The organism is Kutzneria kofuensis, from assembly GCF_014203355.1.
In the GTDB taxonomy this organism is placed as follows: domain Bacteria; phylum Actinomycetota; class Actinomycetes; order Mycobacteriales; family Pseudonocardiaceae; genus Kutzneria; species Kutzneria kofuensis.
Genome location: NZ_JACHIR010000001.1, coordinates 7,844,104 through 7,862,194, shown reverse-complemented (window position 1 = coordinate 7,862,194; position 18,091 = coordinate 7,844,104). Strand labels below are relative to the sequence as shown.

Below are 18,091 nucleotides of genomic sequence, written 5' to 3'. Positions count from 1 at the left end.
GCATGCCCCCTCGGCCGCGCACGTGAGTGGCTCACTTGGCCGCAGGGACCAAGTGAGCCACTCACGTGCGCTGGACTTGGGACGCCGTGGTGTCAGCGCAGGGAGTTCGTCTTGCTGATGAACTCCTGCGCCTGGTCACGCAGCGCGGACGGGCCGGCGGCGGGCGCGAACGAGCGGGCGGCCGGCTTGGGCGTCTTCACCGGGCCGGGCACCGGGAACACCTGGTCCTCGCTCATCAGCGGCACGCCCGGGCACACGGTGTTGCCGGGCCGGGAGTTGTCCAGCAGGAAGACGTTGACCATGCCGTCGACGCAGGGGTTGGCCGTGAGGGCGTACTGCCCGTGGTACGGCGAGTCGTCGACGGAGACCATGCTGACGCCCGGCGCGGCGGCGACGGCGGCGTGGGCCTGGTCGTAGCCGGTCTGCGGGTCGAACTCGCCCTGCACGACGAGCACGTTCTTGGCCACCGACGCCGGCAGGTCAGGCAGCGTCTGGCGCGGCGCGTCGGACCAGAAGCCGCAGGTCTCGGAGATGCCGTAGGCCCAGCCGAACAGCGGGTACTTCGGCCCCTGCCGGTCACTGAGGTTCTTGTACCAGGCGGCGGACTTCGTCGGCTGGTCCCCGCAGGCGACGGCCTCGCGCACGTCGGCGAGCTTGACGTAGTCGGGTTGCAGGGCGGTGTTGACGTCCTGCACGGTCAACGCGGCGACGGGCTTGCCGAAGGTCTTCACGGACTGGTCGTCGAGCTGGGACTGCAGGTCGGCCGGGGCAGTGGCGGTGCCGCCCAGTGCCTTCACGCCGGCCTGGAACACGGCGGTCGCCAGCAGCCAGCCGAACTTGCTGCCCATGCCCACGAAGACCCCGTTGAAGTTGTTCGGGGACAGGCCCTGCGACTTGTAGTAGTCGCGCACCTGCTGCCACTTCTGTTGGACGGCCGCCGGCGTCGCGCCGAACACAGCCGGCATCGTACGGGTCAGCCACGGCACGTAGACGTCGTCGAACTGGCGCTGGTCGATGACCGGGAAGTCCTCGAAGTCGGCCAGCAGCCGACCCTGCCAGTTCACGCTGGAGTCCAGCACGATCTTGCCGGCGCTGGCCGGGAACAGCGAGGCGTACTTGGCGCCGAGCCACGTGCCGTAGGAGTAGCCGAGGTAGTTCAGCTTGGCCTGGCCGAGCAGTTGCCGGATCAGCTCCATGTCGTGCGCGGTCTGCCACGTCGTCAGGAACGGCGACTCGGCGACGCTCTGGCACGCCTCGGCGATCGCGCGCGGGATCTGCTGGTGCGCGGCGATGCTCGCGGCGGACCGGTCGCTGGCGTCCAGCGGGCCCTGCGGCAGCCGGCCGGTCGGCACCTGGCACAGGACGGGCTGGTCCTCGGGCTTGGTGTAGCCCTCGTGGCCGGTGCCGCGCGGGTCCATGCCGACGAAGTCGTAGCGGGCGCTGACACTCGGCTCGAGGCCGGCGAGTATGCCCGCCAGCGACGTGCCCTGGCCGCCGGGTCCGCCCGGGTTGACCAGGATCGCGCCGAGCGAGGCGCCGGAGGCGGCCACCCGGCTGATCGACACCTTCATGTCCACGCCGGACGCCGGGTTCGCCCAGTCCCGCGGCACGGTGACCAGGGCGCACTGCGCCGGCTTGACGCCGTCACTGGCCGGGAAGGGGCACGCGGACCAGGTGAGCTGCTGGTTCTCGTAGCCGGCGAACGGATCGGCGGCGGCCGAGGCCGCGGCCGGCAGGCCGACCATGATCAGGGAAGCACAGGTTAACGACAGTGTCGCGGTTCGCCAATTCACTCCCGTGATGCTGGTTCGCCGGGCCGCCGCGGCACACCGGCCATGAGTCGGTTCTCGGCTCGGAATTCCTCCTACCCGAGTCGCACTCGAATCAACCGTAAGGAGGAGCCGCGCTATCGTCGACGCATGGCCGTGACGCTGAGGGACGTGGCGCGCCTGGCCGGCGTGTCGATCAAGACCGCGTCCAACGTGGTCAACGGCTACTCGTTCGTCAAGCCGGAGAACCGCAGGCGGGTCGAGGAGGCGCTGGCCGCGACCGGCTACCGCCCCAACATCGGCGCCCGCAACCTGCGCCGCGGGCGCACCGGCTTCATCGCGCTGGTGCTGCCGGAGCTGGGCATTCCGTACTTCGGCGAGCTGGCCGGCCTGGTCATCACCGCCGGCCGGGAGCAGGGCTGGAACGTGCTGATCGAGCAGACCCAGGCCAGCCGGGACGGGGAGCGGGCGGTGCTGGCCGCCCTCGGGCCGCATCTGATCGACGCCGCCGTGATCAGCCCGGAGGCGCTGCACGCCTCGGACTTCGCCGACCTGGACCCCGGCGTGCCGCTGGTGATGATCGGCGAGCACTCGGTGGACGTGCGCATCGACCACGTCGCCATCGACAACGTGCTGGCCGCCCGCACCGCCGTCGGGCACCTGGTGGAGATCGGCCGCCGGCGGATCGCCGCGATCGGCGAGCACCCGTATCGCGGGACGGCGGCGCTCCGTCTGGCCGGCTACCGCGAGGCCCTCACGGCGGCGGGCCTGCCGCAGCCGCCCGAACTGGTCCGGCCTGCTCTGCACTACCACCGCCAGAACGGCGCCTCGGCCATGGCCGACCTGCTCGACCTACCCGAACCACCGGACGCCGTGTTCTGCTTCAACGACCTCCTCGCCGTCGGCGCGCTGCGCACCATCGCCGAGCGGGGCCTTCGCGTGCCGCAGGACATCGCCGTCGTCGGCTTCGACAACACCGAGGAAGGCGCTTACAGCCGCCCCTCGCTCACCAGCGTCGCCCCCGACAAGCTGGCCATCGCCCGGACGGCCGTGGATCTGGCCCGCCGCCGCATCGAAGCCGACGGCGAGTTCGAGCCCGAGGACATCCAGACCCCGTTCACGCTGGCGATCAGGGAAAGTACCGCCGGATGACAGTGGGCTGTTCACTGTCCTGAACCGGACAACCGCATTTACAACGTTGTGCCATCGATGTAAAACCAAGGTGCCACGTGGTGTCCCACCCCTGCGAATCCGGGAGACCCCTGTGCTCCGATCACTGTCCATCGCCGGGATCGTCGCCCTGGCGGCGAGTTGCCTGGTCGCCCTCGGCGCGACCGCGCAGGCCGCCTCGTCGCTCCCGTGCGACATCTACGGTTCCGCCGGCACGCCGTGCGTCGCCGCGCACAGCACGATCCGCGCCCTCTACTCCGGCTACAACGGCCCGCTGTACCAGGTGAGGCGCGCCGACGGCGCCTTGACCGACATCGGGCTGCTCTCCCCCGGCGGCATCGCCAACGCCGCCGCGCAGGATTCCTTCTGCGCCAACACAACGTGCATCATCAACGTCATCTACGACCAGTCGCCGCGACACAACGACCTCACCATCGAGGGTGCGGGCGGCGCCGGCGCGGCCGACGTCGGAGCGCCCGCGAACGCGCTGCCGGTGAGCGTCGGCGGCCACACCGCCTACGGCGTCGAGATCTCCTCCGGCATGGGCTACCGCGACAACTCCACCAGCGGCGTCGCGGTCAACGGCCAGCCCGAGGGCATGTACATGGTGGCCTCCAGCACCCACGTCAACGGCGGCTGCTGCTTCGACTACGGCAACGCCGAGACCAACAACCAGGACACCGGCAACGGTCACATGGACGCCGTCTACCTGGGCCTGCGCTGCGAGTTCGGCGGCTGCAACGGTCCCGGGCCGTGGGTCGAGGCCGACCTGGAGAACGGGCTCTACCAGTCCAACACCGGCACCAACGCCTCCGACGCCGGCACCGGCGTCATCCCGTACGTCACCGCGATGTTGTCCAACAACGGCCAGAACCACTTCGCGTTGAAACGCGGCAACGCCCAGACCGGCGGCCTCACCACCACGTATTCCGGCTCCGAACCGACGGTCAAGAGCGGATACTCACCCATGCACCAGGAGGGCGCGATCGTCCTCGGCACCGGCGGCGACAACAGCAACGCCGACGTCGGCTCCTTCTTCGAGGGTGTCATGACCGCCGGCGTGCCCAGCGACGCCGCCGACAACGCCGTGCAGGCCAACATCGTCTCCGCCGGTTACGGCGGCTCCAACGGTGTTCCCGGCGGCACCCTCACCCCGGGTTCCTCGATTTCCTTGCGTGCCACCACGTCCTGCTGCACCACCCGCTACCTGCGCCACTACGCCGGCGACGCCGTCACCTCCGTGATCTCGTCCGCCAGCCCGGCCCTGGACAAGGCCGACGCCACCTGGATCGTCCGCCGCGGCCTGGCCAACAACTCCTGTGTCTCCTTCGAGTCCAAGAACTATCCCGGCGACTACCTACGCCACTCCAACTACCAGCTGCACCGCCAGCCCTTCGACGGCAGCGTTCTGATGGCCCAGGACGCCACCTTCTGCCCCGCCACGGGCAACACCGGCGCCTACACCTCGTTCCAGTCCAACAACTATCCCGGCTACGACATCCGCCACTACAACAGCAACGTCTACATCGCCCACAACGGCGGTTCGAATCCCTGGGACACCCCGTCCCTCTGGGCGGAGGACACGACCTGGGAGGTCACCGCGCCCTGGGCGTGAGGTTCGTGGTCCCGGCCGGCTTTGCCGGCCGGCCGGGACCGTCTTCGCTACGGCGTCTGCCGTCGTCAGCGGTCGGCCGGAGCCGTTTCGCTACGGCGCCTTCGGCCCGACATCCGCGGTCGTCAGCGGTCGGCCCGGCGCCGAGGTGTTGTACTGGTCGGCGCCGACGTCCTTGGCCGACGGCCGGGTCTGCTTGTCGATGTCCAGCGTCACCTGCGGGTAGGAGCCCGTCGCCGCGCCGATGGCGGGACTGTTGGCGGCCGGCCGCAGCAGCTTGTTCGCGTCACGCACCAGCTTCGGGTCGACGTTCCGGTACGAGCCGGCGGGCAGGGAACCCGCCGACGAGCCGGACAGGATGTCGCCGGTGAAGTGCAGCGACGTGCCGGTGCCCTTGGCGGCGGCCTGCCCGTGGCCGAGCAGGATGTTGTCGGCGAGCGTGTCGTCCGACGGCGGGTACTTCTTGCTGCTCTCGTACCAGATCAGGTAGTCGCTGCCGGACAGCGTGTTGAAGGCGACGACGCAGTGGTCGGACGCCTCGTGGTCGGTGCCGCTGGTGGTGTCGTCCCGCACCTCGCCGCCGCCGAACTCCATGGCCGGACCGGAGGTGTCCTCGACGATGTTGTTGATGACGACGTGGTTGTTGCCGAAGAACCGGATGCCGGTGCTGCCGCCGATGAGGATGTTGCCCTCGACGCGGGTGTTCCACCCGTGCCGCAGGGAAAGCGTGCCACGGCTGTTGACGATGGTGTTGTACCGCACCACGTTGTTGGACGACTTGATCGAGATGGCCTCGGAGTCGCCGTCGGCCTTGTCGAACAGGTTGTTCTCGATCAGCCCGTCGGCGACGGCGTGCTGCCGGCCCGAGAGACCGAAGCGGATGGACTCGCCACCGTTCGCGCCCTTGTACTGGTGGTTGTAGAAGTAGTTGTGGTGCACGTGGACGCGCTGCGCCATGTCGTTCGAGCCGGGGCCGACCACCTGCAGGTACACGCCCTGCTCGGTGCGGTTCTCGAACGTGTTGTGGTCGACCTCGGTGTCGTTGGCCTTGACGGTGAGGTCGGCGCCGCCCTTGTTGCCCTCGAACGTGTTCCGCGTGATCCGGTTGGCGGCGGCGTCGCCGGGCACGGTCAGCCCGTTGCCGTCGGCGAACACGAATCCCTGCACCACGACATGGGACGCGCCGGTCAGGTCCAGACCGCCGGCGCCGCTGAACCGGACCTGGCCGAGCGCGGCGGCGATGGTGATCGGGGCCCGCGCGGTGCCGGAGCGGCCGACCCGGATCAGCCCGGCGTCGTAGACCCCGGCGCCGACGACGACCCGGTCACCGGGCCGCGCCTGCGCGAGAGTTGCCGACAATTGGGACGGTGACGACGAAACGAGCGTTCGCGGCGTTGCCGCGCCGGCGAACTGCGCGCCGCCGACGGCGAGCAGGGCCGCCACTCCGGCGGCGATCACCACTTTTCGAGCGTGACTCATGAACGCGCTCCTGGTCAGGTTGCAGGGAAACCAGACGGCCGGCGCGCGGCGGTGCAGTCAGGGAACCACCAGTGATCCGATGAGTCAATACACGATCGGGAGGCCCGATCGATCCATCAGCCGCGCTGCCGCCTGCCCCGGTTCACGAGCGCGGCCCGGCTTGGCCTTCCTGTTGCCACGAGGGCCGGAAGGCCGAGCATGCCTTCGTGCGGAGGGACGACCGGACCGCCGGGCGGAACGTCCGATCGGGCAGACTGGGCACGGGAGTCACTGGTTACCGGCGTTTTGGGCATCAGCTCCCGGCCCCGACGGCTTCTGGCGCTACGCCATCGACAACCCCCTCGGCACTAGCTGAGCAGTTGCTCGGCCTGCCGACGCACACGGGCGGGAGTCGACCGGTGCTTGACCAACACGCGCAGGATGTCCTCCCCACGCCGACGGTCGAACTCCAGCAGCGACTTGGCCAGGACGAGGCGGCATTCGGCGTCGAGGGCTCGGTCCGAGGCGAGGGCCCGCAGCGCGTCCGCCCCCAGTGGCGGACGCAGTCGGTAGGCGGTCCTGGCTGCCTGCAGCCGGTCCGGCCCGGACTCCGAACCGTTGCGGGCGAAGGCGGCCAGGTGCTGCGCCGCCTTGTAGGGGTGCTGGTCCGCCAGAACCGTCATCGCGTCGATGGCGAGCGAGCCGTTCCATTCCCGGATGAGCTTCTCGACCACGCTGACGTCGTCGTACTTGGTAGCGGCGAGCCTCGCGACGCTCAGAGCGTCTTCGGGTCGCGCGTCCTGGGCCAGGCTGCGGCAAATGGACGCGAGCTCCGCATTCGACGCCCATCTGGCCAATTCACGCAGTTCGCGGACGCGGGTGTCGAAGTCGTGGCTGCCGTGCAGGATCTCCTCCCGCATCAGCGCGACCGCGGCCTCCTTGTCCAGTACGGCCATCGACTCCGGCACCGTCAAACGCAGGGAACTGCCGGAACCGCAGGCGCCGTGGATCTCGTGGATCCGCTGGATCGCCTCGGCCCGGTTCCCCGTACGCACACCCCACGCCGCGTACGCCATCGCCCGGTATTCCGGCCCGACCGACGCCGTGAGGAGTTCCGTCAGCAACGCTCCGCCGTCGTTGAGCAGGTCCGCGGCGAGGATTGCCGCGTCCACCCGGGTGTCGCCGGGCTGGCTGTCGTCGCGGACGACGTCACGGGCAGTCGTTGCGGCGAGTTCCGGAGCATGCTCAGCCAGGTAGGTCAGGGCTTCCCTGCGCATCTCCGCCGAGGGCCCCGACCGCACCGTGACAGCCCACCCTTCCAGGGCGAGCTCCGGCGCGTGCTCGCTGATCCGAGCAAGCGCGTCCTGCCAGATGCCGGCACGCAGCGCGGCGGCCGCCAGGTCGCCGACGATCGCCTTGGCACCACGCTCGGGGTGAACCGCCAACAGCGTGGCGGCGAGCTTTCTGCTGTGCTCCCGGCCCTGCCCCTTGCTGAGAAGCTCGACCAGCACCGCGAAGCTGTCGTCGGCCGACTTCTTGGCCACCTGACGGGCCAGGGCGGTCATCGCCTGCTCGCTGGCGCGCTCATCGGCCATGAGCTCGGGCACCTGCGCCATCGCCTCGTCCCAGTCGACGGTGACCAGGCAGCTGATGGCCTCGTACCAGCGGTCGATCGGCAACTGCGGCGTGTTCGCCAGCCTGGTGACTTCCTCCCGCAACGCGTCGATGTCGAGTTCGCGCAGCCACTCCACGGCGTGCCGCCACGCGGTCGGCGGTGTCCGGACGGTGGCGATCATCGCTCGCAGCGCGGACACGGTCGCGGCCAGCAAAGCGGCGTCCACGGAAATGCCGTGACGAACCAGCTCCACGACGAAGCCGGCGTTGTGCTGTCGATGCCACGGCAGCAGCAGCCGTCGGAGCGCCCAGCCCAGGTCGCGGCCGGCCTCGACCCAGTTGGCGGCGAGGAAGACCTTGACGTTCAGGTCCGGCCACGGCCAGTCCGACTGCGGGGCGAAGGCGCGGCAGGCGGCCAGGCGCCCGCGACCGCGGGTCCGGCGGAACACGTGCCGTGCCGCCAGGTACTCGGCGATGGTCGGATGCAGGTAGGCGACGTCGCCGGTGGCACGGACGGTGACCAGGCCGGTGGCGGCGATGACCTTGGCCAGGACGTCGCGCCAGTCCCGCTCGGGCACCCCGGGCGGTAAACCCGCCGCGGGCCAGTGCAAAGCGCACGTGGTGAGCGCCGCCATGGTGCCGGCGGGGCCATCGGTCTGCGCGACGAAGGACAGGTGCTCCATGAGATGCTCGATGTGGTCGACCAAGCGCTCGCCGGCGTCGGCGGCGCCGTAGGGGTCGAGGGTGCGGCGCAGCTGGGCCCGGATGTCGACCTGCGGGAACTTCGACAGCAGCAGCCGGACGAAGGCGGCGTACAGCTGTGACTGGTTGTCGGGCAGCGCCTGCTCGGGGCCGCTGAGGTGCAACAGGCAGATCATGGACGCGGTCAGCGGGATGCGGGTGAGCGGCCCGAGCTTGGTCCGGTCCACCCGCGCCAGCAGCTCGGTGGCCCGCGCCCGCGCGTCGGCGTGCCCGTACCGGTCGAACCACTTGGCGGCGAACTCGATCCAGTCGGAGTCGGTGAACGGCAGGATCGCGTACGTCGGATAGCGATCCTCCCCCATCATGCGGAAGCCGCCGCTGCCGATGGGCCGGCTGGCCACGACGAACCGGTAGGACGCCAGCTCGCGGCTGCGGCGGATCAGGTCCAGCACGTCCCGCTGCCCGCCGACGCTCACGACCTCGTCGAGGCCGTCGACGAGCACCAGCCACGGCACGTCGGGCAGCGGCGGCTCGCGGAAGAGCTCGGCCAGCTGGGCGGTGTCGAGGACCTGGTCGGTCTTGCCGAACGTGCCGGCGATCAGGGCCTCCCGCAGGGACTTCGCCGCCGCCAGGTCGTTGGCCGTGACCAGCACGGGGACGAACCGGGGCGTGCCGCCGCCGAGCAGGTCCCGGGCCGCGATCGCGGCGATCCGGCGCAGCAGGCTGGACTTGCCGGCGCCGGGCTCGCCGGTGACCTGCAGGCCGTCGTGCACGTCCAGCAACCGCTCGGCGGGCAGCCGGTCGCCGTCGCGGACGGCCACGCGCTGCAGGTAGATCTCCCCGAGCGGCGGCCCGTCGTCGAGGATGCTGCGGTACTCGTGCTTGTCGTCGGCCTGGCCGAGTGACTGCAGGTATTCGCGCAGCCGGATCTGCGCCTGCCGGGACGTGTCCGGGCCGAAGTGTACGCCGCCGTGGATCACGCCCGCCTGCACGACCGGCCCCGACGCGTCGCCGGCCACGACGTTGCTGACGTCCCCGGGATCCATGGCCAGTCAACCTAGCGCGGATCCGGCGGGTCCACGCACGGTTGAGCGCCGGATTGCACCGAACGGGGCGTCGAGATCGCCTACGGCCGCGCCGCCGCCGACCGCTCGCGGGCACGCTGAATGTCCCACCGCGCACCGAAAGCCGAGTACTCGGCAATGGCCTCCCCCAGTGCCGCCTCGGCATCGGAGACGTGCCCACGGGCGGCGTGCAGCACGGCGAGATCCTCCAACGCCTGCCCGAGTTCCACCGCCCGCCCGATTCGCCGGTAGTGCTCGACGGCCTCACGCGCCGGCTCGGGATCGCCGGTGACGAGAGCCCGGCACCGCAACGCGGCCGTGAAGGCACGGGCCGGCTGCTGCTCGCGGCTGGCCTCGTCGTCGCACTGCTCGGCGGCCTCCCGGGCGATCGCGATGTCGCCCTGCTGCAGCGCGAGCCGGGCCAGGTCCGGCAACCACTGGTGCCGCAACGTCATCTGCGAGTAGTCGGCCCGCAGGTTCGGGGTCAGCAGCGACACCGCCTCGTCGATGCGGCCGTCACGCTCGGCCGCAACCGCTTGCGCGGCAACGAGGAAGTCGCAGTTCTCCCGCTCGGCCGGGCTGGCCACCGGCAGCTCCGCGGCGGCGAGGAGATGCGCGTCGGCGGCATCGTCGTCGGCCCGCCGCAACGCGATCAGCGCGGCGACACCGTGCAGCAGGAGCAGCGTCACGGTGCTTTCCCGCAGCCCGTAGAACGTCATCTCCGGGCTGTCCTGCACGACCCCGTCCAGCTCGACCAACGCCTCGTCCCAGCGGCCCAGCCAGTAGTGGTGCACGGCGGCCGGCAGGTGCAGCTCGGTCGGCACGGCGTGCTGCCGGCCGAGTTCCCGCGCGAACCGGAGCGTGTCGTCGACGTCGGCCAGGCGGTCCAGGTTCTGCAGGCTGAACAGCCGGTTGTCCAACAGGTTCAGCCGCATCCCGACCAGCGCCGGCACGTCCGCGATGGCGGCGATGGCCTCGTCCACCACGGAAATCGCCGCCGCGTGCTCGCGGCGCACCGAGTGCACGACCCACAGCTCCTGAAGTCCGTGTGCCGCAGCGAACTCGTCGCCGCACTCCTGGCCGCGTTTCACGCCACGCCGGGCGCTGACCTCGCACGCCGTGAGGTCCTGGTTGCCGGTCCGCTCGCCGATCGCGGTGAGCACCTCGTGCCGGGCCTTCCACACCTCCGGCACGTCCGGGCCCTCGATGGACTCCCGCAGCATCTCCACCGCCGCCGCGCCCTGGCCGCGCCGGCACAGGATGTGCGCGAGGATGGATCGCATCTCCGACAACCGGTCGACGTTCCTCGTCCGGCCGATCACGTACCGCACCTCGGACTCGGGAACGCCGCCGAGGGCGAACGACAGCCGAGCCAGCTCGGCGGTGAGCGCCTCGCGCGCCGGCGGTGTGAGCGTCGGCATGGCCAGCGCGCGGCCGATCAGGTCCATGGTGATCTGCGGCGCCAGCTGGCCGAGCGCGGAAGCATTGTCCTGCAGCCACGTCACGACCCAGGGTTCGACGGCGCCGGGCACCGCCAGCAGCTGCTCGGCGACCTGTTCGAGCGGCGCGCCGGCCTTGGCCAGCGCCTGTGCGGCGTGGTTGTGCAGGGCCAGCCGGACGGCGCTGGGTGTGCCCTCGTACAGCGCCTGGCGGATCAGGCCGTGCCGGAACGCGAGGTAGTCCCCGTTGGCGATCACCACGTTGCTGGTGATCGCCTCGTCCAGCAGGCCCAGCAGCTGCGGCACCGGTCGGTCGCTGACGACGGAGAGATCGCCGACGGCGAACTCCGCGCCGAGCAGCGAGGCCCACTGCAGGGCCTCCCGGACGTTGGCGGACAGGAAGCTCAGCCGGCGGGTCAGCGCCGCCACGAGCGAACCCGGGGCGCTGGCGGCGGTTCCGTGCTGGATCTCGGCGCTGCCGTCGGCGACCGTGATCGCGTCCTCACGGGACAGCGCGTCCAGAAGTTCCCGCACGTACAGCGGATTGCCGCCGGCACGGGCGGTCAGGGTCCGAAGCTCCGGTCCGGGCGGGGCGCCGACCGACTGCCGGACGATGTCGGCGACATCGTTGGCGCTGAGCGGTTCCAGGGTGACGACAAAGCCGTCCGCCGCCGCCAGCCGCACCTGTTCGACGTGCGGCCGCCGCGGCAGCGTCCGCGCGCTGGCCACCAGCAGCAGCGGCAGCCGGCTCGTGGCGCGGGAAAGCCGGTGCCACACCAGCAAACTGACCTCGTCGGCCCACTGCATGTCGTCCATCACGAGCAGCAGCGGCGCGTCCTCGCACAGCGTCTCGACGAACGCCAGCAGCCGGTCGACCGCGGCCGTCACCGGGTCCGCGCCGGGTAACAGGCCGTTGGCGGGGCTGTGCAGGCTGTCGGCGAGCTCCGCCCGGCGCGGGTCGGCCGAGCGGCGGTCCACGTCCAGGCAGTCGAGGATGGTGCGCAGCGGGAAGCGCTGGCCGAGCTCGTCCGCGACGGCCCAGCCGAGCTGGCAGCCGGCCTCCTCCGCGCCGGCCAGGCCGGCCGCGAGCAGCGAGGACTTGCCGATGCCGGGTTCGCCTTCGAGCCAGATCACGCCGCCGGTGCCGGCGGCCACGTCGGCGACCATGGCCTGCATCCGGGCCACTTCCATCGCGCGGCTGACGAAGCCGTCGGGCACTCGGGCGTGGTGGCTCGCCCGGACCGAGACGACCGGCCTGACCTCGTCGGCCTGCAGCTGCTGGTAGAGCTTGGTCAGCGGCGGGCTCGGCTCGATGCCGAGCTCCTCCTCCAGCAGCCGCTCGGCGTCGCGGTAGACGTCCAGCGCCTCGGCGCGCCGGCCGCTCCGGTGCAGGGCGGTCATCAGCAGCGCCCGGAGGCTCTCGCGCAGCGGATAGGTCCGGACCAGTTCCGACAGCTCGCCGATCACGTCGTGGGCCGCGCCCAGGGCGAGCATCGCCTCCGCGCGCTGCTCCTGGGTGGCCAGCCGCAGCTCGGCCAGGCTGCCCCGGCGCCGTTCCGCGTACGGGCCGGGGATCCCGCCGAACGCCTCGCCCTGCCACAGCGCCAGCGCGGCGTCGAGCGCCCGCAGGGCCGCGCCGGGCGATCCGGACGCGAGCAGACCGGCGGCTTCCTGGCGGAGCACGGCGAATCTGGTCAGGTCCACGTGATCGGCCGGCACCCGCAGCACATAGCCGGCGCCCGAGGACTCCAGCAGCCGGCTCGGCGCGCGATTGGCCCGCCCCGGCTCCAGCGCTCGCCGCAAGTCCGAAATGTACGTGTACAGGCTGCCCTCGGCGCTCGCCGGCGGCTCCTCGCCCCAGATGCCGTCGATCAGCTCGCTGCGGGACACCACCGTGTCCACGCTCGCCGCCAGCATGGCGAAGACCGCGCGCTGACGCGGCGGCCCCAACGGGATCTCGCCGCTGTCCGACCAGGCGCGGACCGCGCCGAGCAGTTCCACCTTGACCGAGGGCGCTGTCCCCACGACGCGAGCATACCGATGGCGCGAAAGCCCGGTGAGCGGCCCGGCACGCCTTGTAACCTGGGCCGACCGGAGTAGTCGGCAGGTGAGGGGGCCGTGTGTCGCTGCGGTACTACGTCTACATCAGCGATTCCAAGGTCGACATGCTGTTGCCGCAGGTCGATCCCGGGTTCGCCGGCAAGCGCAGCACGGAGGTCGGGGTCAACCTCAAGGTGGTCACCGGCAAGCGCAAGGTGGAGTCCGACGCGGATCGGATCGCCCGGCTGGAGCGGGTGGTGCGGCACCTGGACGACTTCTGCGACGTGGGCACGATCGACGAGCCGGGCCAGTACTTCCGGGGGCGGCTGGCGATGCGCTGGAAGCAGGCCGCGCCGGGGCTGGTCTACTTCGGCGGCGCCACCGAGGACACGGTGGTGGGCCTGGGCGGCGCCAGTGGGCACATCTTCGGCGGGACGGCGCCGAAGGACGCGGTGTTCGCGCCGTCCCAGCTGCCGGGGCTGGTCCAGGGCCTGGAGGCGATCGCCGCGGACGACGCCGCGGAGAGCTCTCTGGAGTTGGCGTACCTGGCCAACCGGAACCTGCGCGGCGACGAGCAGGAGGTGGAGTTCGTCGCGAAACGCCTGCGGCACGGCCCGAGCCCGTACCCGGAGCTCGACGGCGGCAAGGCCGTGAGTGTCCTGGTGGGCAGCCCGCTGTTCGTCGCCCTGGCGGACTGATGGCCTGGCAGCCGGGCGAGACGGTCCTCGGCCTGTACGAGGTCAAGGACGTGCGCAGCGGCGGCATGGGCGTCGTGCACCGGGTGCGTCACCTCGGCTGGCAGGTGGACCTGGCGGTGAAGACGCCCCGCCCGGAGTGGATGACCACGCCGGCGGACCGCCGGCACTTCGAGCGCGAGGCCGGCACGTGGGTGAACCTGGGGCTGCACCCGCACACCGTGAACTGCGTCTACGTGCGCACGATCGACGCCACGCCGAGGGTGTTCGCGGAGTGGGTCGACGGCGGCAGCCTCGCCGAGGCGGTGGCGAAGGGCCGGCTCGACGATCCGGCGAGCATCCTCGACATCGCGATCCAGACGGCGTGGGGCCTCGCCCACGCGCACGAGGCCGGCCTGGTGCACCAGGACGTCAAGCCGGCCAACGTGATGCTCGAACCGGACGGCACCGTCAAGGTCACCGACTTCGGCCTGGCCAAGGCGCTGCAGACGGACGAGGAGGCGCCGGCCGGCGTCAGCTTCGCCGGGAGGACGCGGGAGTACTGCTCCCCCGAGCAGGCCGACGCCATGGCCGGCCGGCCCGGGGTGCGAATCACAGCGGCGACGGACGTGTGGTCGTGGGCGGTGACGGTGCTGGAGATGTTCGCCGGCCGCCGGCCGACCAACTTCGGCGAGGCCGCCGGCGAGGCGCTGACGACACTGCTGGACGAGGGCCTGCCCATGCCGGCGAAGGTCGTGGCCCTGCTGCGCACCTGCTTCGCCGACGATCCGGAGCAGCGTCCCACCGCCCTCGACGTCGCCGCGCAGCTGATCGACCTCTACGGGGATGTCGTCGGCACGGCGTACGGGCGTCAGGCTCCGAAGCCGGCGCGGCTGCTCGCCGACGGCCTGTCCAACCAGGCCCTGTCGCTGCTCGACCTCGGCCGCGTCGAGGAGGCGGAGGAGCTGTGGCAGCGGGCGGTCGGCGCGGATCCGTACCACCTGCCGTCCGTCTACAACCAGGGCCTGCACAAGTGGCGGACCGGCTCCCGCACGGGTGAGGAGGTCGTGTCCGACCTGGAGGCCGCCAGCTCCGCCGACCCCGCCAACAGCCTCGGGCCGTTGCTGCTGGGGGCCGTTCAGTTGGAGCGACACGAGAACGAGCGCGCCGGCGAGCTGCTGCGCAAGGCAGCCGCCGCCGACCCATCCTCCATGGACGCTCAGACAGCACTGGCCGCGCTGGACAACCGTCCGCCGCGCATCGCCATCGACCTCGAACACGAAGGTGTCACGGCGGTCGCGCTCAGCGCGGACGGCCAGCAGGTGTTGTTCGGCGACAAGAAGGGGCGGCTGGTGTTGTGGACGCCGGCCAAGGGCACCGGCCGGCGCGCGCAGCACGTCCTGACCCGCCGTGGGGATCCCGTCCAGGCCGTCGCCATGAGCGCGGACGCCACGGTCGGCGCGATCATCCGTCAAGGTGCCGTCGAGCTGTGGGATCTGGCGCGACGCCGCCAGCGGCCCGGGCTCCGCGATGCCGGCGGCGTGTGTGCGGTCGCGGTGAGCGCCGACGGCAGCCATTACGCGACGGGCCAGGTCTCCGGCCTGGTGTCGGTCTGGACGGTCGAGCACGAACGCCAGGTCGCCGCCATGCGGGCGCACGCAGGGCGGATCGACTCGCTGGCGTTGAGCCCGGACGGCCGCCGGGTCGTCTCGGCCTCGTTCCGCGATCGGGACAGCTCGGTGCGGGCCTGGGACGTGGCCACCAACAGCTTGACCGCGGCCTTGTCCGGGCCACAGCGGGGAACGCTGCACGGAGTGCCCAAGTATTCGTCCGAATTGGACATCGGCGCGGTCAGCCTGGACGCCAGCCATGCGGTGGTCGCCTGGTGGCACGGGCCGCTCACGACGTGGGACACGCGCAACGGTGTGGTGGTGAGCGAGGTGCCGACCCGGTATGCGGACATCTACACCATGGTGGTCGCCGGCACCACGATGATGACCACCTACGAGCCTCCGGTCCGGGTCTTCGACGCGCCGACCGGCCGTTGCCTGCGCGTGGTCGGCCGCGATCTGAAGCCCGACGCGCAGTTCGTGAAGGCGGCGGCGATCACCGCCGACGCACGGGTGGCCGCGCTCGCGAGCGACTACGCCGGCATCGCGCTCCGCTCCCTGCCGGCTGCCGACTACCAGGCGCCGTGGTGTTACGCGCGACCCCGGGCGGCCCACGAGCTCGTCAGCACGGAAGACACCTTCCGCAGCCGCATGGACCGCGTGAAGGAGCTCGTCGAGCGGGAGCAGTTCGCCGCGGCCGGCGAGGTGCTGCGGACCATCCGGGAGGTTCCCGGCTTCGCCCGCAACCACGAGGTGCGCGAGGCCTGGGCCCGACTCGGCCCGCACGGCACCAGGTCGAGGCTGCTCGGCGGCTGGTTCCTGTACGAGTACGCGGCGGACGGCGAGTTCACCCAGCCGCCGGTGGTGCTGCTGCGCCAGGACGGCCGGTACTCGGTGAGCTGCCGGTGGACCGGCGAAGTGGACGTGTGGGACTTCCTTGCCGCGGAACGGCTGTTGACGTTCGACCGCGGCGAGGGCGGCATGGCCAGGGACGTCCGCTTCGCCGTGGACGGCCTGCTGGTGCTGGTCCTGACCACCGCCGGCACCATCCGCCAGCTGAACCTGGCCGACGGCGGCAAACGCATCTTCACCAAGGACACCGGCCGGCTCACCGCGTTCGACGTCGACGCGACGGGCACCGGCATCGTCATCGGCGACGAGACCGGAACGCTGCGCGTGCGCGACCTGCCGCGCGGCAACGTCCTGGCCGAGATGAAGGCCTTCCCGGGCCGGATTCACACCGTGGCGATGAGCCCGGACGGCCGGCACGTCGCGGCGCTGGGCAGCACCGGTGGCGACGAGAACGAGATCCACGTGTGGGCGGGCGAACCACCCGGGCCGACGTGGACCCTCAAGTCCCGGTCCGCCGACGAGGGACTGCGTTTCAGTCCCGACGGTCGCCTCCTGTTCGTCTCGTTCGGGCTGTCGACCGGCGTGTGGGACGCGGCGACCGGCGAGTTCCGACACTCGGTGCGGTGCGGCACCTCGCTGATCGGTCCGCAGCAGCGACTGGCCCTCAGCGGCGACGGCCGGCTCGCGGCGACGCCGGGCGAGAAGGGGCTGTCCGTCTGGCGAACCGACACCGGGGAGGTCCATCGGTCGCTGCCGGTGCCCGACCTGATCCAGGCCTACGTGCTCAGCGCCGACGGGACGTTCGCGGTCACCGCCAACAACGCCCGCCAGATCCAGGTGTGGGACCTGCGCACCGGCGGGTGCCTGCGGGAGATGGAGGGCCACCGGGCCGACATCCACCGCATGATGCTCAGCGACGACGGCGGCAAGCTGCTCACCACCGACATCGGTTCGTCGATGTGCGGCTGGGAACTGGTGTGGGACTACGACTTCCGATGATCAGGCTGTCGTGTGGCGATGTCTCGCAGGTGATCACCGGCAGCTGCGTGGTCGGCCGCGCGCCGGAGTGCGATTTCCGGATCGCGGCCGACCGCAAGGTCTCCCGCCGGCACTGCCTGGTCGACGTGGGCCCGACGTCGGTGACCGTGCGCGACCTGGCCAGCCGCAACGGCACCATCGTGAACGGGGAGGCCCACGAGACAACGGAACTGTGCGACGGCGACGAGTTGCTGATCGGCGACACGACGGTGCTGGTCTCGTTCTTTCCGCGCGCGGTCAGGGAACTGGGTCGGGGCGCGCAGGGCGTGGTGGAGCTGGTCGAGGAGACGCCGGGCGAGTTCGTCGCGGTCAAGACGCTCACCGAGCAGGGTCGGGTCGACCCCGACGCCCGCGACGCCTTCCAGCGCGAACTGGACTGCACGAAGGCGTTGCGGCACAACCACATCGTCGACTTCCTCGGCAGTGACACCGAGGACGGCGTGCTCCGGGTCCGCTACGAGTACTGCGCCGGCGGTAGCCTCGCCGACCACGGACCCATCCCGGTCGACGAGGCCGTCTCCCTGACGCTGCAAGCCCTTGACGCCCTCGTCTACGCCCACGAAGCCGACGTTCCGGTACGACTGGCCGACGGCAGCACCGTGATCGGACACGGCCTCGTGCACCGCGACCTCAAGCCGCAGAACCTGCTGCTCACCGGCGACGGCCGGCTCAAGATCGCCGACTTCGGCCTGGCCAAGGCGTTCGACCAGGCCGGCCTGTCCGGCCGCACCCGAACCGGCGCGATCGGCGGCAGCGTCGCCTTCATGCCCCGCCGCCAGGTCATCGACTACAAGTACGCCCGCCCCGATGTGGACCTGTGGGCGATCACCGCCTGTCTGTACTGGATGTTGACCGGCCAGCCGCCACGCGACTTCCCGCCCCGGACCAGTGCCGTCACCGTCGTCCTGCGAACGCCGCCGGTGCCGGTCCGCGACCGTCTCGCCACCGTGCCCGAGGCCCTCGCCGAGGTGATCGACTCGGTGCTGGACGAGACCGTCCACTCCGGACCAACCTCCGCCGCCGCGCTCGCGGCCGCCCTCAGGACTTGA

The 18,091-nt window shown here is 71.3% G+C and carries 9 protein-coding genes; 5 read left to right on the top strand and 4 right to left on the bottom strand.

The features are described 5' to 3' along the window. Positions 1-92 precede the first annotated feature (92 nt). Positions 93-1,793: an alpha/beta fold hydrolase gene (locus BJ998_RS35850; protein WP_312890488.1), complete on the bottom strand. Its 1,701-nt coding sequence runs from the start codon at positions 1,791-1,793 to the stop codon at positions 93-95. 126 nt (positions 1,794-1,919) lie between these two features. Here BJ998_RS35850 and BJ998_RS35845 point away from each other — a divergent pair, with 126 nt between their 5' ends. Together BJ998_RS35845 and BJ998_RS35840 are read left to right on the top strand one after the other, a co-directional pair. Next, positions 1,920-2,921: a LacI family DNA-binding transcriptional regulator gene (locus tag BJ998_RS35845; protein ID WP_184867723.1), complete on the top strand. Its 1,002-nt coding sequence runs from the start codon at positions 1,920-1,922 to the stop codon at positions 2,919-2,921. Positions 2,922-3,033: 112 nt separating this feature from the next. Beyond that, complete coding sequence (locus tag BJ998_RS35840; RefSeq protein WP_312890487.1) at positions 3,034-4,554, top strand: alpha-L-arabinofuranosidase B; 1,521 nt, start codon at positions 3,034-3,036, stop codon at positions 4,552-4,554. A 90-nt stretch (positions 4,555-4,644) separates the two neighbouring features. Here the strand turns inward: BJ998_RS35840 and BJ998_RS35835 are convergent, their stop codons facing one another. The 3 genes from BJ998_RS35835 to BJ998_RS35825 all read right to left on the bottom strand — a co-directional run bounded on the left by BJ998_RS35835 (position 4,645) and on the right by BJ998_RS35825 (position 12,853). Then, entirely contained in the window at positions 4,645-6,030 is a 1,386-nt protein-coding gene (locus BJ998_RS35835) for a polysaccharide lyase 6 family protein (RefSeq protein ID WP_184867722.1), read from the bottom strand. A gap of 347 nt (positions 6,031-6,377) precedes the next feature. Beyond that, on the bottom strand, positions 6,378-9,371 hold the full coding sequence (locus BJ998_RS35830) for an NACHT domain-containing protein (protein ID WP_184867721.1): 2,994 nt from the start codon (positions 9,369-9,371) through the stop codon (positions 6,378-6,380). A gap of 80 nt (positions 9,372-9,451) precedes the next feature. After that, entirely contained in the window at positions 9,452-12,853 is a 3,402-nt protein-coding gene (locus tag BJ998_RS35825) for an ATP-binding protein (RefSeq protein ID WP_184867720.1), read from the bottom strand. 95 nt (positions 12,854-12,948) lie between these two features. Here BJ998_RS35825 and BJ998_RS35820 point away from each other — a divergent pair, with 95 nt between their 5' ends. Genes BJ998_RS35820 through BJ998_RS35810 form a run of 3 tightly spaced genes read left to right on the top strand, consistent with a single transcriptional unit; the run spans position 12,949 to position 18,091 of the window. Further along, positions 12,949-13,566 (top strand): DUF7019 family protein, encoded by a 618-nt coding sequence (locus BJ998_RS35820; protein ID WP_184867719.1) that lies wholly within the window; start codon positions 12,949-12,951, stop codon positions 13,564-13,566. After that, entirely contained in the window at positions 13,566-17,003 is a 3,438-nt protein-coding gene (locus BJ998_RS35815) for a serine/threonine-protein kinase (RefSeq protein ID WP_184867718.1), read from the top strand. Before BJ998_RS35820 ends, BJ998_RS35815 begins: the two co-directional genes overlap by 1 nt. Then, the gene (locus BJ998_RS35810; RefSeq protein WP_184867717.1) at positions 17,000-18,091 is read left to right on the top strand and encodes a protein kinase domain-containing protein; all 1,092 of its coding nucleotides are present in this window, start codon (positions 17,000-17,002) and stop codon (positions 18,089-18,091) included. The genes BJ998_RS35815 and BJ998_RS35810 overlap by 4 nt, the downstream gene beginning before the upstream one ends.